At 61.8% G+C, this 16,963-nt stretch carries 14 protein-coding genes; 9 read left to right on the forward strand and 5 right to left on the reverse strand.

All coding sequences use genetic code 11. From position 1 onward, the window contains the following. Positions 1–470 precede the first annotated feature (470 nt). From HKD27_RS01160 to HKD27_RS01170, 3 genes are all read left to right on the forward strand, one after another. Positions 471–1,307: an N-acetylmuramoyl-L-alanine amidase gene (locus HKD27_RS01160; protein ID WP_194688205.1), complete on the forward strand. Its 837-nt coding sequence runs from the start codon at positions 471–473 to the stop codon at positions 1,305–1,307. 208 nt (positions 1,308–1,515) lie between these two features. Continuing rightward, positions 1,516–3,087: a 2-isopropylmalate synthase gene (locus HKD27_RS01165; RefSeq protein ID WP_194264201.1), complete on the forward strand. Its 1,572-nt coding sequence runs from the start codon at positions 1,516–1,518 to the stop codon at positions 3,085–3,087. A gap of 162 nt (positions 3,088–3,249) precedes the next feature. Continuing rightward, positions 3,250–4,017 carry a sulfite exporter TauE/SafE family protein gene (locus HKD27_RS01170; RefSeq protein WP_081108443.1) on the forward strand — a complete coding sequence of 256 codons (768 nt, stop codon included), beginning with the start codon at positions 3,250–3,252 and terminating at the stop codon, positions 4,015–4,017. A gap of 25 nt (positions 4,018–4,042) precedes the next feature. Here the strand turns inward: HKD27_RS01170 and HKD27_RS01175 are convergent, their stop codons facing one another. Together HKD27_RS01175 and HKD27_RS01180 are read right to left on the reverse strand one after the other, a co-directional pair. Beyond that, complete coding sequence (locus tag HKD27_RS01175; protein ID WP_194688204.1) at positions 4,043–4,549, reverse strand: hypothetical protein; 507 nt, start codon at positions 4,547–4,549, stop codon at positions 4,043–4,045. A gap of 48 nt (positions 4,550–4,597) precedes the next feature. Beyond that, the gene (locus HKD27_RS01180) at positions 4,598–4,852 is read right to left on the reverse strand and encodes a glycine zipper domain-containing protein (protein ID WP_194264199.1); all 255 of its coding nucleotides are present in this window, start codon (positions 4,850–4,852) and stop codon (positions 4,598–4,600) included. A 295-nt stretch (positions 4,853–5,147) separates the two neighbouring features. On the opposite strand from HKD27_RS01180, the gene HKD27_RS01185 reads away from it, so the two are divergent. The 5 genes from HKD27_RS01185 to rodA all read left to right on the forward strand — a co-directional run bounded on the left by HKD27_RS01185 (position 5,148) and on the right by rodA (position 10,991). Then, positions 5,148–6,197, forward strand: a complete 1,050-nt coding sequence (locus HKD27_RS01185; protein WP_194688203.1) for a rod shape-determining protein — start codon at positions 5,148–5,150, stop codon at positions 6,195–6,197. Between the two features lie 18 nt (positions 6,198–6,215). Next, positions 6,216–7,145, forward strand: coding sequence for a rod shape-determining protein MreC (gene mreC, locus HKD27_RS01190; RefSeq protein ID WP_194688202.1), 930 nt, complete (start codon positions 6,216–6,218; stop codon positions 7,143–7,145). Between the two features lie 5 nt (positions 7,146–7,150). After that, on the forward strand, positions 7,151–7,717 hold the full coding sequence (locus HKD27_RS01195) for a hypothetical protein (RefSeq protein ID WP_172492920.1): 567 nt from the start codon (positions 7,151–7,153) through the stop codon (positions 7,715–7,717). Between the two features lie 77 nt (positions 7,718–7,794). Next, positions 7,795–9,804 (forward strand): penicillin-binding protein 2, encoded by a 2,010-nt coding sequence (gene mrdA, locus HKD27_RS01200; RefSeq protein WP_194688201.1) that lies wholly within the window; start codon positions 7,795–7,797, stop codon positions 9,802–9,804. An 11-nt stretch (positions 9,805–9,815) separates the two neighbouring features. Next, positions 9,816–10,991, forward strand: a complete 1,176-nt coding sequence (gene rodA, locus HKD27_RS01205; RefSeq protein WP_370544214.1) for a rod shape-determining protein RodA — start codon at positions 9,816–9,818, stop codon at positions 10,989–10,991. On the opposite strand, the gene HKD27_RS01210 is transcribed toward rodA, so the two are convergent. The 3 genes from HKD27_RS01210 to HKD27_RS01220 are packed head-to-tail and all read right to left on the reverse strand — an operon-like array spanning position 10,988 to position 16,011. After that, entirely contained in the window at positions 10,988–13,021 is a 2,034-nt protein-coding gene (locus tag HKD27_RS01210) for a DUF2075 domain-containing protein (RefSeq protein ID WP_194688200.1), read from the reverse strand. The two genes, rodA and HKD27_RS01210, sit on opposite strands and share 4 nt — an antisense overlap. A 4-nt stretch (positions 13,022–13,025) precedes the next feature. After that, positions 13,026–15,140, reverse strand: coding sequence for a glycine--tRNA ligase subunit beta (glyS, locus tag HKD27_RS01215; RefSeq protein ID WP_194688199.1), 2,115 nt, complete (start codon positions 15,138–15,140; stop codon positions 13,026–13,028). Continuing rightward, the gene (locus HKD27_RS01220; RefSeq protein ID WP_041112029.1) at positions 15,133–16,011 is read right to left on the reverse strand and encodes a glycine--tRNA ligase subunit alpha; all 879 of its coding nucleotides are present in this window, start codon (positions 16,009–16,011) and stop codon (positions 15,133–15,135) included. Before HKD27_RS01220 ends, glyS begins: the two co-directional genes overlap by 8 nt. Positions 16,012–16,176: 165 nt before the next feature. Here HKD27_RS01220 and HKD27_RS01225 point away from each other — a divergent pair, with 165 nt between their 5' ends. Further along, entirely contained in the window at positions 16,177–16,944 is a 768-nt protein-coding gene (locus HKD27_RS01225; protein ID WP_062495939.1) for a DUF2076 domain-containing protein, read from the forward strand. The last annotated feature ends 19 nt before the right edge of the window (positions 16,945–16,963 follow it).

The raw sequence follows: 16,963 nt of genomic DNA on the forward strand, positions 1-16,963 counted from the left end.
AGTCCGAACGCAGAACGGCGGGACACGTTGGGTCCCGTTCCGATAAGGTTTCTGGCTGCAAGCACGTTGAGTGACATTCGTCCCCTGAACAGACGGCCGGTCCAGAAGCTGGAGCCGGGTGAAAAACCTGATCCGGACGGGCATTTGGGCCTGTGCCGGAGTACAATTTCACCAGTTCGATCCGGTCAGGACAGGATACGGAGGGCTAGTCACGCAACTGTCAAACGACGGGACGTCGTGGTGGGAACAGGAAAAGGCGGGAGCGGTACGGGAAAGGCGTGAGCCCGTGTCCGGTCGGACCGCGCTTTACAGGTCCCTGACACACAGGATGGCCGAAACCGCCTTCCGTGGCAAGCGCGGCGTTTTTCATTTGTCCGTGCGATATTTTCCAGCGCCATCGTGCCATGTTCCTGACAGGGTTTCATGCTGTATGGTTCTCCGTCATTCACCGCTGTACCGGGGAACAAGGGATGCTCACGCGACGCACACTGGCCGGTGGTCTGTTCACGGGGCTTTCAGGGCTGCCGTTGCTGCTGCCCATGACGGCGTTCGGGCGTCATCCGCTCCATGGAAAACTGCACACGCCCGCCGTGCATCGCGGTGTTGCACCTCCGAAGCCGCTCGTCATGCTGGATCCTGGCCATGGCGGGAAGGATCCCGGTGCGATCGGGATTTCCGGCACCTACGAAAAGCATATTGCGGAAGCCGCCGCCTCCGAACTGAGCCGTCAGCTCCTCGCATCGGGCCAGTACCGTGTCGCCATGACACGCTCCGAAGACCGCTTCATCCCGCTGGAAGGACGCGTCGAACTGGCCCAGCGGCATCAGGCGCATCTCTTCATTTCCATGCACGCAGACGCCCTGCATGACAGGGATGTGCGGGGTGCAAGCGTCTATACACTGTCCAGTGGCGCTTCGGATGCGCAGACGGCCTCTCTTGCTCGGACGGAAAACAGTGCGGACCGGTTTGCCGGGCCAGCCTTTCACGGCATGTCGCCCGACGTGCAGCAGATCCTGGCCAGTCTTGTTTCCGAAGAAACGCGGCGTGGTTCGGCGCATATGGCGGCAAGTGTCGTCAATTCGTTCCGGAACAGGATCGGACTGCTAACTCATCCGTCACGTCATGCAGCGTTCGTGGTTCTGAAATCGTCCGAAATTCCGTCCGTTCTGGTGGAAATGGGATTCATGTCCAACCGGCTGGATGAAGCGGCACTGCGTCAGGCCGTGCATCGCACGCAGGTCGCCAGCGCCATGAAAACAGCCATAGACCGCTATTTTGCTACTCATGCCGGTGTCATGACGGGCTGATCCGCCCTCCATGCAATGGAGAGTTCATGGTCATGCGGGTTGCGCATGAGGAAAGAATCGGTCATTTAACGCAGCCATGACGTTTCTTTCGATCCTCTCGCTTCGACTTATCGGCCCCTGAACGCCTTTCCAAGGCGGACAGCGCTCCGTTGCGTTCAGGGGATAACAGACCGAAAACCATCCTGAACCAGACGAGACGATCACAATCATGAGCTTCCAGCATCCGTCTTTCGGCACGATCGCCGACGACCGCGTCATCATTTTCGACACCACGCTGCGCGACGGCGAACAGTCCCCCGGCTTTTCGATGAACCTCGAAGAGAAGCTCCGCATGGCCCATGCGCTGAGCAATCTGGGCGTGGACGTGATTGAGGCTGGCTTCCCGGTGGCTTCCGAAGGCGATTTCGAGAGTGTGCGTCGCATTGCCGAAGATGTCCGTGGCTCGGTGATCTGCGGTCTGGCCCGCAGCGGTGGCAAGCGTGATATCGAATCCTGCGGTGAGGCACTGAAGAAGGCCGAGCGTCCGCGCATCCACAACTTCATTTCCACCTCGCCGTTGCACATGAAGTACAAGTTGCGGATGGAGCCGGAGACGGTTCTGGAAATCATCGCCTCGGGCAACCAGAAGGCACGCCAGTTCACGGATGACGTCGAATGGTCGGCCGAGGACGGTTCCCGCACTGATCCGGACTTCCTGTGCCGCTGCGTGGAAGTGGCGATCCGTAATGGCGCCAACACGATCAACATTCCCGATACGGTCGGCTTTGCCACGCCGGAAGAAATGCGCGCCATCTTCACCATGCTGCGCGAGCGCGTGCCGGGTGCGGATCAGGTCATTTTCTCCGCACATAACCACAACGATCTGGGCCTCGGCGTTGCGAACACGCTTGCGTCTGTCGAAGGTGGCGCACGTCAGATCGAATGCACCATCAACGGTATCGGCGAGCGCGCAGGCAATGCGGCGCTTGAAGAAATCGTCATGGCGCTGCGGACCCGTCACGACCAGTACGGCAAGACGACCGGCATCGAGACGACGAAGCTGCTGGGTATGTCCCGCATGCTAGCCACGATCACGGGCTTTGATGTCCAGCCGAACAAGGCCATCGTCGGTCGCAATGCCTTTGCGCATGAAAGCGGCATCCATCAGGACGGTATCCTGAAGAACGCCGCGACCTATGAGATCATGACGCCGGAGAGCGTGGGCTGGAACAAGACCTCGCTGGTCATGGGCAAGCATTCCGGCCGCGCGGCGTTCCGTGACAAGCTGGCGCAGCTTGGTTACCCGCCGTTGGAAGACGAGGCCCTGAATGCCGCGTTCGCGCGCTTCAAGGATCTGGCCGACAGCAAGAAGGTCGTGTTCGATGACGATATCCGCGCGCTCGTCGATGACGAGAGCCGCGATCACGAGCGGGTCCACCTGATTTCGCTGGAACTGGCGTCCGGCACGAAGCAGAAGTCCCACGCCAAGCTCGAAATCAGCGTCGATGGCGCCATCCAGTATGCAGCCGTCAGCGGCAACGGACCGGTCGATGCGGCCTTCCGCGCCATTGGGGAAGCATTCCCGCATACGGCCGAACTCGCACTGTTTTCGGTTGCCAATGTTACCGAAGGCACGGATGCCCAGGCTCGCACCACGGTGCGCCTGCAGGAAAACGGCAAGCTCGTGGACGGGCAGGGGGCCGATGCCGATACGGTGGTGTCCGCCGTCCGCGCCTATATCCATGCGCTGAACAAGCTGCTGACCAAGCGTGAGCGGACGGAGCCAGAAGCGCTGTCCTGATCCTCAGGAACAGGACGCTTTCACGAAACAGGCATGCGGGGAGACCTGCATGCCTGTTTTTTTGACACGGATATAAATAACTAAATATAATAGTTTATATAAGAAGTAGACAAACATAACACGATCGGTATGGTTCCCTTATCTGTGGAATAAGGGACTGTCATGCCGCATTCATGGCTTTATACGCTTTCAGGACTGCTGGTTGGTTTTCTGGTGGGAATGACCGGTGTGGGTGGCGGCTCCCTGATGACACCGCTGCTGATCCTGCTTTTTGGCGTCAAACCGCAGTCGGCTGTGGGGACGGATCTTCTCTATGCCGCCATTACCAAGATCTTCGGCACGGCGCTGAATCGCCATCATGGTGTTGTACGCTGGAGAATCGTTCTTCTTCAGATGGCCGGCAGTCTTCCCGCAGGACTCCTGTGCCTGATTTTCCTGCGCCATTTCGGCCCGAGTCCGTTTGTCTCGAAGCTGATTACCGAAGTGTTGGGCGTGGCGCTCCTGCTGACGGTTCCTGCCATCCTGTTCAAGCCATGGCTCCAGAAATGGTCCATCGGTGCGGGAACGCTGCGCCCGCAGACCGTTGATGTACTGACGGTTTTTCTGGGTGTCGTGCTGGGTACGCTGGTGACGCTGTCGTCGGTGGGGGCGGGGGCCATCGGAATGGCGGCGCTGACGGTGCTTTATCCACGGGTCAGCACCCGGGAACTCGTGGCGACTGATATCGCCCATGCTGTTCCGCTAGCGCTTCTGGCGGGTGGCGGACACTGGCTTCAGGGCGCGGTTGATACCGTTGTGCTGGTGGAACTGCTTATGGGGTCCATTCCAGGCATCCTGCTCGGGACGCTGCTGGCTGGACGTCTGCCAGAGGATGCGCAGAGATGGTTTCTGGGCATCCTCCTGGCGATCATCGGTCTGAGAATGATCTGAGACCGATGGTTTCGGACGTCAGGTCTCAGTAACCGTAACCGCCCTGATAGTTCTGGGCAGGCTGCTGCTGATAGCCACCCTGCTGTGAGTATCCGCTGTTGGCCGGATACTGGCAGTTCGTGTTGGGCGGGCACTGATACTGGGGCTGCTGGCAGGTGGTGCCTGGAGGACACTGGTACTGCGGCTGCATGTACTGGCCCTGCTGCTGCGGATACGCACCCTGCTGGCCGTTGTAATAACCCTGCTGCTGGCCATTGGCATAGCCGCTCTGATAGCCGGGGCGATTAGGCGTGGTGAGTGCACCTGCGCCGGCGCCCAGAACGCCGCCAGCCAGCGCGCCGATCGCAGCACCGCGGCCACCGCCGGCGAGAGCACCGATCGCAGCACCCGTTCCGCCGCCGAGAAGGCCGCCTCCCAGTGCGCGCGAGCCAGGATCATAGTTTCCCTGACATCCACCAAGAGCCATGACTGTGGCGAATGCTCCAACCAGCGCCGTACCGCGCAGGGCAGAGTGGGAAAAAGCGGTCCTCATAATCCGAATCCTTGATCGTCTCTAACGGAAGGGAGCGCTTCTTATAGCTCAATATCCGTTGCGTGGGCGGTTGGGCGTTGTCGCTGCACCAACTGCCGCACCTGTGCCGGCTCCGGCAAGGGCTCCGATGGCAGCGCCCGTGCCACCGCCCGCCAGTGCGCCGATGGCCGCACCACCGGCACCGCCGATCAGGGCCCCCGATCCGGCGCGGGCACCACTGTTATACGGGCTGCCGCACCCCGTGAGCGCGACGCTGCAAAGAGCCAGAGCTGCCAGAAAGCGGGGTGTTGTGAAGGTCTTCATGACAAAATATCCTGTTGAGCGTTCCGGTTCGCAGTCCGATGATCGGCGCGAGGGAACGGTTTCGCGGATCTAGACACACAGAACGTGACAGAAGGGTGGCAGGATCGGGGCGCACGATTATTTTTTTCGATGTCCCCTGATGGGATCTGTACGATCCATTAAGACCCGGCGCATTATATTGACTCTCCGGGCCTTGCTGAACCTGCTGTGTCTGGTTAAGTCCACCCGCGGGGAACCGCCCCGCAATCACGATCCGCCATCTGTCCCCCGCACAGAGCCGCGCCAGGAGTTTTGGATGTTTTCTCGTCTGCTGGGTCTCATGTCTGCCGACATGGCCATCGACCTCGGCACTGCCAACACGCTCGTTTATGTCAAGGGTCGCGGCATTGTTCTCGACGAACCGTCCGTTGTGGCGATCGCCGAGGTGCGGGGCAAGAAACAGGTTCTTGCAGTTGGTAACGAAGCCAAACAGATGGTTGGCCGCACGCCGGGAAACATCACGGCCATCCGTCCGCTGCGCGATGGTGTGATCGCAGACTTCGAAGTCGCGGAAGAAATGATCAAGCATTTCATCCGCAATGTTCACAACCGCCGCGCCTTTGCCAGCCCGCAGATCATCATCTGCGTGCCCTCCGGCGCCACGGCCGTTGAACGCCGCGCGATCCAGGAAAGTGCCGAGAGCGCGGGTGCGCGCAAGGTGATGCTGATCGAGGAGCCCATGGCGGCAGCCATCGGCGCGGGCCTTCCGGTCACGGAGCCTTCGGGCAGCATGATCGTGGATATCGGCGGCGGGACGACGGAAGTAGCTGTCATTTCCCTTGGCGGCATCGTCTATGCGCGCTCGGCGCGCGTGGGCGGGGACAAGATGGACGAAGCCATCATCTCCTATATTCGCAAGACCTATAACCTTCTGGTCGGCGAAAGCTCGGCAGAGCGTATCAAGATCGAGCTTGGCTCGGCCATGATGCCGGATGATCCCGCGAACCCTGACGGCCCGCTGACGGAAATCAAGGGCCGTGACCTCATCAACGGCGTACCGCGCGAAGTGATCGTCAGCCAGGCTCAGATCGCCGAAAGCCTGGCCGAGCCGGTCATGCAGATCGTCGATGCCGTGACGACCGCGCTTGAGAACACGCCGCCCGAACTGGCCGCCGACATCGTGGACAAGGGCATCGTCCTGTCCGGTGGCGGTGCGCTGCTGTATCGTCTGGACGAGGTGCTGCGTCTGTATACGGGTCTGCCCGTGACGGTCGCGGAGAATGCCCTGTCGTGTGTGGCACTCGGAACGGGGCGGGCGCTTGAGGAAATGCGTCGTCTGCGCAGTGTTCTGAGCAGCATGTACTGAGGACTTGGCTGACGCCGGATGCTGTCCATCCATGCCCGGCAGGTGCTTGCAAAGGCCGTCCTGCCTATCCTGATCCTGCTGGCGGTCGGGCTCGTCCTTCTCGGACTGGTTCGTCGTCCAGCCGTTGACGGGGTGCGTCTGATGGCGACGGATTTCATGGCACCGGCCTATCATGGACTGGTCTGGCCGCAGGAGCGGGCGAAGGTCTGGCTGACGGATCTGCGCGGTGCGACGGATCTGGCGAAGGAAAATGCCCGTCTGCGAGACGAAAACCGCGCCCTGCGACACTGGTATGATGTCGCCGTAGCACTCGCGGCGGAAAATGGCCGCCTCAAGAAAAGCCTGCACTGGATCCCCGAGACGGTGCCCCAGTATGTGACCGGCCGGGTGACGCGCGACGATGGCGGACCGTATTCACGCGCGGTCCTGCTGGATGTCGGAAGCGGCCATGAGGTCCGGATCGGGGATGTCGCGCTGGATGCCGCCGGACTGCTGGGGCGTGTCACGGAGGTCGGCCCCCATACGGTCCGTGTCCTGATGATTAACGACGATGCGAGCCGTATTCCCGTGACCCTCGGAAGCTCGCATGGCGATGCGATCATGGCCGGGGATGATACGGCGTCCCCACGCCTGATCTTTTATCCGCAGGACCACCATCCCGTTGAAGGCGAGCGTGTGGAAACCCGCGGCCAGAGCACGATGCCGGCCGGACTGCCGGTGGGCACGGTCCATTACAGCGCGCCCAATCGGCCGGTTGTGGTACCGGATGCGGATCTGGACCGGCTGGATATCGTCCGCGTGTTCGATTACGGCGATGACGACTCGCAGGCTCCGGACGCACCCGGACGCGTGCGCGTGAAGAAATTGCCGCAGAACCCGCTGACCGGTCCCCTGCCGTTCTCATGGCTGCCCAACCTGCCGGACATGCCGGGGCGGGGAGGGCAGTAAGCGTCATGGTTGCCGAGAACTCCACGCCGCATCTGCATTCCGCCGTCGAGCCGAAACAGACCTTCCGCCGCGCGCTCGATATGGCTGCCAGGGCGGCCATGCCGTCCCTGTTCATCGTGTTTTCCGCAATCCTGCTGTCTGCGCCGTTCGGTATTCCCGGACAGGCGCAGCTTCAGTTCGGGATTGCGATGTGTACAGTCTGGTTCTGGGCCTACAGCCGTCCGCGCTCTATGCCCGCTCTTGCGGTTTTCCTGTGTGGACTGGTGGTGGAGATCTTCAGCTTCGGGCCGCCGGGAACCGTGCTGCTGTCCCTGCTGGTGATCTACGGTGTGGCGCATCACTGGCGCTATGGCCTGTCTCGTCTGGGCTTCATTGCGGGATGGCTGATTTTCAGCATTTTTGCCGCTCTCGCTTCCTTTTTCCAGTGGGCGCTCGTGTGCCTGCATGCCGTGGCACTTCTTTCTCCTGCACCCGGCCTCTTTCAGGCAGCGCTGACAATCGGTATCTATCCCAGCCTGACAGCGCTGTTTGTCTGGGGACGCCGTACATTTGCCAATCCCGATCAGGCCTGACAGCGTCTTTCGTATTCCGCATGCCCCATGCCGTGCGGAGAGCTGCTTTCTTTTCCGGATCCTGAATTCCTGCCCTGATGTTTTTCCGAAACAACCCTTTCCGGTCGCGGATGCGCCAGAAGCGCCAGGCTGAGCCTGTGCGCTCGGGGCGTGGCGTTTTCACGCGCCGCGCTCTGCTGGTGATGGCGGTGCAGGCGGGTGTGCTCGGCGTGCTGGGGAGGAGGCTCTACAATCTTCAGGTCGTGGATGGCGGTCATCTGCGCCAGCTTGCCGAGCGCAACCGGACCAGCAAACGCCTGCTCGCTCCGGCGCGGGGCACGATCCATGACCGTTTTGGTGTGGCGCTGGCGGACAACAAGGTGAGTTGGCGCGCGCTTCTGATGCCGGAAGAGACGACGGATATTCCGGCCGTTATCGAACGTTTCTCCCAGATCGTCCCTCTGGACGAGCATGACCGTGCCCGGATCGAACGCGACCTGCGGCATGTTCATAAATACGTCCCCGTCACCCTGCATGAGTTCCTGTCCTGGGACGACATGGCGCGCATCGAGCTTAATGCGCCGTCTCTGCCAGGCGTTCTGGTCGATGTTGGATCGACGCGGCTTTACCCGTTCAAGGATCTGACGGCCCATATCGTGGGCTATGTCGCTCCTCCCAACGAAGAGGACGTGGCAAAGGACACGACGCTTTCGCTTCCGGGCATGCGCGTCGGGCGTGCCGGGATTGAGCAGACGCAGGAAGCCGTGCTGCGCGGTGAGCCAGGCTCCGTGGAGATGGAAGTCAACGCGGTCGGTCGTGTCATTGGCGAGATCGATCGCGTGGAAGGCCAGCAGGGCGAAGATGTGCGCCTGACGCTGGATTCCGTGCTCCAGCAGCAGGTGCTCAACCGCCTTGAGGATCGTGTCGCCAGTGCGGTGGTCATGGACTGCCGCAATGGCGAGGTGATGGCGATGGTCAGCACGCCGTCCTTCGATCCGTCGCTGTTTGACTCCGGTGTCAGCCACGCGCAGTGGAATGAATGGGCCAATGATCCACGCACCCCACTGGTGGACAAGGCGGTGTCCGGCCTTTATCCGCCCGGTTCGACCTTCAAGCCTGCCGTAGCCCTTGCTGCTCTGAAATCCGGTTCCGTTACGGCACAGGACCGTTTTAATTGTCCGGGGTATTATGATCTCGGCGGGGTGCGTTTCCATTGCTGGAACCGCTGGGGGCATGGCCTCATCAACATGCGCGAAGGCCTGAAATACTCCTGCGACGTCTATTTCTATGAAGTGGCGCGCCGCTGCGGCATGGACCCGATCCAGGCCGTGGGTAATGCGATGGGGCTGGGCGTCAAGCTGGACATCGAACTGCCGCATGTCCGCTCCGGCGTCATTCCTACTCCGGAATGGCGGCAGAAGCACGGCTTCCACTGGAACGGTGGCGACACGGTGAATGCCGGCATCGGGCAGGGCTTCGTGCAGGTGACGCCCTTGGCGCTGGCCACGTATGTCTCGCGCATTGCTTCGGGCCGGGATGTGCAGCCGCATCTGTTGCGGGCAACCAATGACCAGATGTCCGCGATGGCTTCCGTGGACGATGTGGCCAAGGTCGATCTGCCGCCCGAGTATCTGGACGTGGTGCGCGGGGGGATGTTCGCGGTCGTCAATGACCCGCACGGTACGGCACCCAAGGCACGGCTGGATCTGCCGGGCATCCAGATGGCGGGCAAGACCGGCTCCGCGCAGGTGCGGCGCGTGTCGCGCGCGCTGCGTGAATCCGGACACTTCAATTCCATGAACCTGCCCTGGGAGTATCGTCCCCATGCGCTGTTCATCTGCTTTGCGCCTTATGACAATCCGAAATACGCGGTCTCGATCGTTGTGGAGCATGGTAACGCGGGTGCGGACGAAGCGGCCCCACTGGCCAAGCTCATCATGACTGACACCCTGCTGCGTGATCCGGCTAGTGATGTGCGTCCGTCTGCACCCGTGGTTGCTCCGGCTACGGAGCCTGCCGCAGATCGTGCCCAGCCTGCGGATACAGCGCCCACTCCGGCTCCGCAGCCAACAGGACAGGGGCAGCCAGATCCGGGAGCGGCGCAATGAGACGGAACGGCATGAACACGTTCGGCTTCCTTAAATCCGACCGGCGGCTCCTGCGGGCCGAACCCGATTTCCGTCCGATGGCGCGCCTGCTTCAGGTCAACTGGCTTTATGTGCTGCTGGTCTGTGTGCTGGCAGGCGTCGGTTACATTGCGCTCTATTCGGCCGGTGGCGGGTCTGCCAAGCCGTTTGCCGGGCCGCAGATGGTGCGGTTCGGTTTTGGTCTTGTGATGATGATCGCCGTCTCGCTCGTCAGTCCGCGTATCCTGCGCATGGCGTCCCTGCCGATCTACCTGCTGTCCGTCACGCTGCTCGCCCTCGTGCTGCGGATGGGACATGTAGGCAAGGGGGCGGAACGCTGGATCAATCTGGCGGGCATGCAGTTCCAGCCTTCCGAATTTGCCAAGATCGGGCTCGTGCTGATGCTGGCAACCTGGTTTCACCGCATCGGCAATGAGCGGATGGGCAATCCGCTGCGCCTGATCCCGCCAGCGCTGCTGACTTTGCTGCCGGTTCTGCTGGTGCTGAAAGAACCCAATCTCGGGACGGCGACCATCATCGGTGTCATTGGGGCAACGATGTTTTTCGCCGCTGGAATGCGGCTGTGGCAGATCGTCCTTCTGGTGGCTCCGCTGCCGTTCATGGGAAAGTTCATCTACAGCCATTTGCACGACTATCAAAAAGCCCGGATCGATACCTTCCTGCATCCCGAACATGATCCGCTGGGTGCAGGCTACAACATCATCCAGTCCAAGATTGCGCTCGGCTCTGGCGGCATGTGGGGCGAGGGATACCTCCATGGCAGCCAGGGCCAGCTGAACTTCCTGCCGGAAAAACAGACGGACTTCATTTTCACCATGATCGGGGAGGAATGGGGTTTTGTCGGCGGGGTCGCTGTCATCACCCTGCTCGGAACGCTCGTCATGGGCGGAATGCTCATTGCCATCCGCAGCCGCAACCAGTTCGGGCGGCTGCTGGGTCTGGGTATTGCGATGGATTTCTTCCTGTATTGTGCCGTTAACCTCTCAATGGTCATGGGCGCCATCCCGGTGGGCGGCGTGCCGTTGCCGCTGATCTCCTATGGCGGTTCGGCCATGCTGACGATGATGTTCGGCTTCGGCCTGCTCATGTCAGCCTGGGTGCATCGCAATGAGCGTGATCCCGGCACGGAAGACGATGACGACGACTAGCCCTGAAGCAGGTCTGCCAGATCGTTCTGCAAAGTGAAGGGCCGTGCAGGGGCTGCAGGCTCCAGAAGGGGCACGCCGCACATCATCAGGAAATCCGCAATCCGGTCTAACATTTCCGGATCGCGCGTTGGATCATCCGCGCTGCCCTGAGGCACCCAGATCAGGGTCTCGTAACGCGCCCGCGTCAGAAGAACGCGATAGGTGTTCAGCCGCCACAGCGTCGCCTCTGCTGTGCTGACCTTGGCCCATTTCGTGCCTGAAAAGCGGCGAGGTTGCCAGCAATCGCCTGATGGCGCGCGGATCAGATCGCCGTCCCAGCACAGTCCCACAAAATCCAGTTCCAGCCCCTGAATGGCAAACTCCGTCGCACAGGTCTCCAGCGCATCAGAGGCCCGGATATCCCGATCTGGGACCCAGCGGTTCAGGAACCATTGGGAGACCGCCTTGTCGTCCATATGCGGGACTTCACAGCCAAGCCCTTCGGCCCGCAGCCGCTTGGCCTTTGAACTCGCCACCAGTCCGCACCGATAGGTCAGGCGTGAGCGGTGTCGTAGCCCCGCGCGCAGATCGTTCAGACTGCGTGTGAGACGAAACGGCAGGTCCGTCTGGGCGGCCAGCCGTCGGGCCGTCTCGACGTCTCCGTTCAAAACGGCGTTGACCCAACGCGGCGCGGTTTCCTCGCGCAGGGAGCGGATGGCCACACCGAGATGCAAAAAGCGCTGCCGTCCGGCTTTAAGCGTTGCGGGCAGATGCGTCAGATCCCCGGTTCCGATCACGTCCGGAGCCGTCTCGACGCGCCAGGCCGGGCGGCTCAGAAGGGCCTCACCCCAGCAGGCCAGACCGCCTTCACCGTCATTGATTTCCTGCCCATGTCCAATCAGGCACAGAATGGCCGCGAACCCGTCATGCCGTCCCATGATGTCCAGCAGATGCGCAGGTTCGGACTCTGTCAGCTTCACATGCCGTGACGCACTCTTGCGCACGGCCTGAGCCTGCGTCCAGCAGCGCTGGGCCTCGTCGATGACCATGACATGCTCAGGCGGACATTCCGCTGGTCGCCCGACATAGTGATCGCGGAATTTCGTCAGGGACTGGATGGTGGACTCCATCCGCTGCTCCACGAGAAGGCGCTTTTGTCCACGACTGACGGTATCGCGCGTCAGGGCCTCGCGCAGGACCGAGACAAGGGTGGGGTTCCCTGTCAGGAACGTGGCACCTGTTCCGTCACTCCCATCCGCAAAGGCGGCCTTCAGCCCACACAATGTCTTGCCCGCGCCGGGAATACCCGAGACGAACACGATCACCTTGCGCTCTTCCGTCCGGGCAGTTTCCAGAATGCTGGCGATGCAGGTCGAGGTCTGCGTCAGGTTTGTCGCATCGGCACGGGCCGTGTGGATATCGGCAACGCTATGTGTCGCGTAGATCTGCCGTGCCGCTTCCACAATGCTCGGGACCGGATCGTAGGGAGCGTGTTCCCATTGCGCGGGGATCAGCGGATTTTCGGTATGAGCCGTTTGCACCGCTAGCGTGGTCAGGAGCGTTTTCAGCCCGGTTGCATTGACGCGCTGAACCTCTGTGACGCCCAAAGGCAGCAGAAGCGGCGTTGTCTGAGCGCGGGGCGGCGCATCCGTGGCGACCAAAACGGGAATGAGCGGATGAGACCGGCTGGCGGCATGAAAATCCAGCAGGTCGAGCGCATAGCCTTCCGTCTGGGAGAGAGCGGCCGCGTCGTAACTGGACGCGCCGATCTTGAATTCCAGCACGTAAATTGCGCCCGGCGAGACCAGAACGGTGTCGATCCGGCCGCCAAGCCGCGGGATCGGGAATTCAAACAGAACCTGCCAGTTCTGTGCGTTGGGAATTGTCGGTAGAATGTCTCGCAGAAGATCGATCTGCGCTTGCCAGGCGCGAGCCTGCTGCGGCTCGCCCTGAAAACGGTTCTGCACCACCTTGTGGGATAGGGCGGCGCAGAGCTGGTCCGGGGGAGTGTGAAGGAACGTGGTGACGGATCCGGACCACCACGCTCCCATGGCCTCAGCCCTCGATCTGGCCGAAATCGGCGATCAGGGTCGTTGTCTCGCGGAAGCGGGACAGAAGCTTGAGGCGGTTGGCGCGCACTTCCGGTTCCGGCGCATTGACCGTCACGGCCTCAAAGAACCGGTCCAGCGTCGGACGCAGGGCCGCAATAGCCTGCATCGCATCGGTGAAGCGCTCTTCCTTCAGGGCTGTCTCGATCGCGGGGACCGCCTGATCCAGACCGGCAGCCAGAGCGCGTTCCTCGTCTTGCGTATAGAGGGCCGGATCGGGCGCGCCGGTATGCGGGCCGTCCTTCTTGTCTTCGATGCGCAGGATGTTGGCGGCGCGCTTGGCGGCGGCGAGCAGGTTGCGCCCGTCTTCCGTCTGGATCATCTCGGACAGGGCCGAAGTCCGGGCTAATATCCGATTTAAATTGCCATCCAGATACTTCTCTGGTTCCGGAGAGCCATTTTGAAAATACTCTCCGGAATCGTCAAAGCGTTTTCCAGAAAAACAAGCATCCAAAACGTCATATCTCTGGCCTTCATTGCGAAGGAGAACACGGAGCCTTTCTTGAATGAAGGGCATTAATTTTGTTCTGAAATTAGTATTGGAAAAATAGAGACTGGCTCGGGCAAGTAGCGAATCTATATCTATTTTCAGCCCGTTGTCACGGATCGTGCGGATGATACCGAGTGCCGCACGACGCAGTGCATACGGATCGCCCGAACCGCTCGGTAGTTCACCGATGGCAAAGAACCCGGCCAGCAGGTCCAGCCGATCCGCAAGGGCAACCGCGACCGAAACCGGTGCCTTCGCGGTGTCGTCGGACTGACCGCGCGGCAGGTAATGCTCGGCCACGGCACGGGAGACGGCGTCGTCCTCGCCATCATGGGCTGCGTAATAGCCGCCCATGACGCCCTGAAGTTCCGGGAACTCGCCGACCATCCCGGTCGTCAGATCCGCCTTGGCCAGCAGACCTGCGCGTTCGGCCTGGGCGATCTGCGCGCCATCAAGCCCCATGGCCTGCGCCACGGTGCCTGCAAGCTTCGAGATCCGTTCAGCGCGTTCGGCCTGCGTGCCGAGCTTGGCATGGAACGTCACGGCTGCCAGTGCCGGAACGCGGTCGGCCAGTTTGGTCTTGCGGTCCAGATCCCAGAAATGCCGCGCATCGGCAAACCGGGCGCGGAGCACGCGCTCATTGCCTGCCGTGGTCAGCTTGCCGCCATCCTTGAACGGCAGATTGCCGACAAATGCGAAGTACGGCGCGGCCTTGCCGTCCGGATTGCGGAGCGCGAAATAACGCTGATTGATCCGCATGGAGACCTGCATCACTTCGGCCGGCAGATCCATGAACGCAGCGTCGATCTTGCCCAGCAATGGGACCGGATATTCGACCAGACCGCAGACCTCATCGACCAGCCCGTCATCCTGCACGACCGTAATGCCATGCTGGTCCGCCAGACGCGCCACACCGGTACGCACCATGTCGCGGCGGCTGTCCATGTCCACGATGACCGAGCGCGTCTCAAGCTCTTCCTGCCACTGCTGGCCGGACAGGATCTCGAACGGGCCCGGAGCCAGAAAGCGATGGCCTTCGGAGAGGTTGGATGCCTTCAGACCATGCGCGTCATCCCCGTCGCGGGCGAGGGCGAACGGCACGACATGCCCGTTCAGCAGGCAGGCGATCCGGCGCAGCGGGCGGACCCAGGTGAAGTTCGAGCCCGCACCCCAGCGCATGGATTTCGGCCAGGGGAACTTCCACAGAAGCTCGGGCACGGCCTCGGCCACGCGGCTTTCCGCGCTCACCGGATCGAGCGACTTGTTCAGGACCCAGAAGCCGTTTTCCAGCGTCAGTTCATCGGGTGTGACGCCATGCTTGCGGGTGAACCCGGCCAGAGCCTTCTCCGGCGCACCTTCACGCGGGCCGCGCTCGGACACGCTGCGGGCCGGGATTTCGGCATTGACGGTCAGGATTGCCGCGATGCGACGGGCGCCAAAGAATGTGCGCAGATCGCGCGGGTTCAGGCCATCCAGTGCCTTCGTCAGCAGCGAACCCAGATCATCGGCCGCGCGGGCCTGCATGCCGGAGGGGATTTCCTCGCTGAACAGTTCGATAAAGAGTTCAGCCATGGGACGTCTCCTCCTCACCGGCGAGCCAGGCTTCGCAGGCGGCTTTGGCAAGCGCTCGGACGCGCCCGATATAGGATGCGCGCTCGGACACGGAGATCACGCCCCGTGCATCAAGCAGATTGAACAGATGCGAGGCCTTGAGGCACTGGTCATAGGCGGGTTGGGCCACACCGGCCTCGGCCAGGCGCATGGACTCACGCTCGGCATCGTTGAAATGGGTCAGCAGCATCTGCGTGTCGGCAAGTTCGAAATTATGGCGCGAATAGTCCTGCTCGGCGCGCAGGAACACATCGCCATAGGTCAGGCCCTTGCCGTTGAAATCGAGGTCGTAGACGTTCTCGACGCCCTGCACATACATCGCCAGACGCTCAAGCCCGTAGGTCAGCTCTGTGGACGGCATGACGGTCGGAATGCCGCCAACCTGCTGGAAATAGGTGAACTGCGAGACTTCCATCCCGTCACACCAGACTTCCCAGCCCAGTCCCCAGGCGCCGATGGTCGGGTTTTCCCAGTCATCCTCGACGAATCGGATATCGTGCAGCTCAGGGTCGATCCCGATGGCGCGGTAGCTGTCGAGCAGAAGCTGCTGGCTGTCTTCCGGCGTCGGCTTGAGCAGCACCTGATACTGGTAATAGTGCTGAAGGCGGTTCGGGTTTTCGCCGTAACGGCCATCCGACGGACGGCGGCAGGGCTGCACATAGGCGGCGGCCCAGGGCTTGGGACCGAGCGCGCGGAGCGTGGTGTGAGGGGAGAGCGTGCCTGCTCCGAGTTCGGTATCGTAAGGCTGCAAAATGGCGCAGCCCTTCTCGGACCAGAATTGATGAAGGCGCAGGATCAGGTCCTGAAAACAGAGCGGCCGGGTCGCAGACAATTCGATAGGCTCCGGTTGGCAGAAATCGGGCGCCACCTTACAGGCACAGTCCCGGAACCGGAAGGGAGCGTCATTTCGTGATCTTGTGGCGGATCTTGTAGACTGCGTGCGCGTGCATCATATGATTGACGCTCTGCAATTTCTTCATCTGGAAGGATGATGACGATGAACAACGAAGAACGCGATCTGATCGCCCGTTTCGTCGCCCGTGTCGGGGGAGGGCCGCAGGTCACGGGGCCTGGACAGCCGCCGGCCGCGCCCCTGCCGCCGATCGACCCTGAAGCGGACCGCTTCATCGCCGAGAACTTCCAGAAATATCCGGAAGCCCGCTATCGCGTCACCCAGATGGCCGTGGTGCAGGAAGCCGCGCTGGCGCAGGCACAAAACCGCATCCGCCAGCTCGAGTTCCAGCTTCAGCAGGCCCAGCAGCAGCTCGCACAGGTGCAGCAGTCAGGCGGCGGTTCCAAGCCTGGCCTGTTTGGTGGCCTGTTCGGTGGTGGCAACCGTCCGCAGCAGTCGGCACCGCCGCCGGGCTGGGGTTCGCAGGCCGCTCCGCCGCCAAACTTCATGCCGCAGCAGCAGTATGCCTATCCGCCGGGTTATCAGCCGGGCATGTTCCAGCGTGGCGGTTCAGGCTTCCTTGGCTCTGCCCTGACGACGGCTGCGGGTGTGGCGGGCGGCATGATGGCCGCCAATGCGCTTGAAGGCCTGTTCTCCGATCATCATGATGCTGGTGATGCCGCCGGTGGCTGGGGGGCGGGTGGCGACACCATCATCAATAACTACGGCAGCGATGCATCGGCGGCCGATCCCTTCGGCGGCTCTGGCACTGATGCCAGCAATTTCTCCAGCTCCGACTTTGGCGGCGGCGATTCTGGCGGCGGTGACTTCGGTGGTGGCGATGGCGGCGGCGGATTCGACGACATGTTCTGATTCTGTCCTCGCCAGACAG

It is taken from the genome of Gluconobacter sp. R75690 (assembly GCF_015244525.1).
Lineage (GTDB): Bacteria > Pseudomonadota > Alphaproteobacteria > Acetobacterales > Acetobacteraceae > Gluconobacter > Gluconobacter potus.

Bases quoted from the DNA above. Each gene is read 5' to 3' on its own strand.
- mrdA (WP_194688201.1), top strand. From the start codon at position 7,795: ATGTTTTTCCGAAACAACCCTTTCCGGTCGCGGATGCGCCAGAAGCGC.
- glyS (WP_194688199.1), bottom strand. From the start codon at position 15,140: ATGGCTGAACTCTTTATCGAACTGTTCAGCGAGGAAATCCCCTCCGGC.
- HKD27_RS01210 (WP_194688200.1), bottom strand. From the start codon at position 13,021: ATGGGAGCGTGGTGGTCCGGATCCGTCACCACGTTCCTTCACACTCCC.
- HKD27_RS01160 (WP_194688205.1), top strand. From the start codon at position 471: ATGCTCACGCGACGCACACTGGCCGGTGGTCTGTTCACGGGGCTTTCA.
- HKD27_RS01185 (WP_194688203.1), top strand. From the start codon at position 5,148: ATGTTTTCTCGTCTGCTGGGTCTCATGTCTGCCGACATGGCCATCGAC.
- HKD27_RS01170 (WP_081108443.1), top strand. From the start codon at position 3,250: ATGCCGCATTCATGGCTTTATACGCTTTCAGGACTGCTGGTTGGTTTT.
- HKD27_RS01195 (WP_172492920.1), top strand. From the start codon at position 7,151: ATGGTTGCCGAGAACTCCACGCCGCATCTGCATTCCGCCGTCGAGCCG.
- HKD27_RS01165 (WP_194264201.1), top strand. From the start codon at position 1,516: ATGAGCTTCCAGCATCCGTCTTTCGGCACGATCGCCGACGACCGCGTC.
- HKD27_RS01180 (WP_194264199.1), bottom strand. From the start codon at position 4,852: ATGAAGACCTTCACAACACCCCGCTTTCTGGCAGCTCTGGCTCTTTGC.
- rodA (WP_370544214.1), top strand. From the start codon at position 9,816: ATGAACACGTTCGGCTTCCTTAAATCCGACCGGCGGCTCCTGCGGGCC.
- mreC (WP_194688202.1), top strand. From the start codon at position 6,216: ATGCTGTCCATCCATGCCCGGCAGGTGCTTGCAAAGGCCGTCCTGCCT.
- HKD27_RS01175 (WP_194688204.1), bottom strand. From the start codon at position 4,549: ATGAGGACCGCTTTTTCCCACTCTGCCCTGCGCGGTACGGCGCTGGTT.
- HKD27_RS01225 (WP_062495939.1), top strand. From the start codon at position 16,177: ATGAACAACGAAGAACGCGATCTGATCGCCCGTTTCGTCGCCCGTGTC.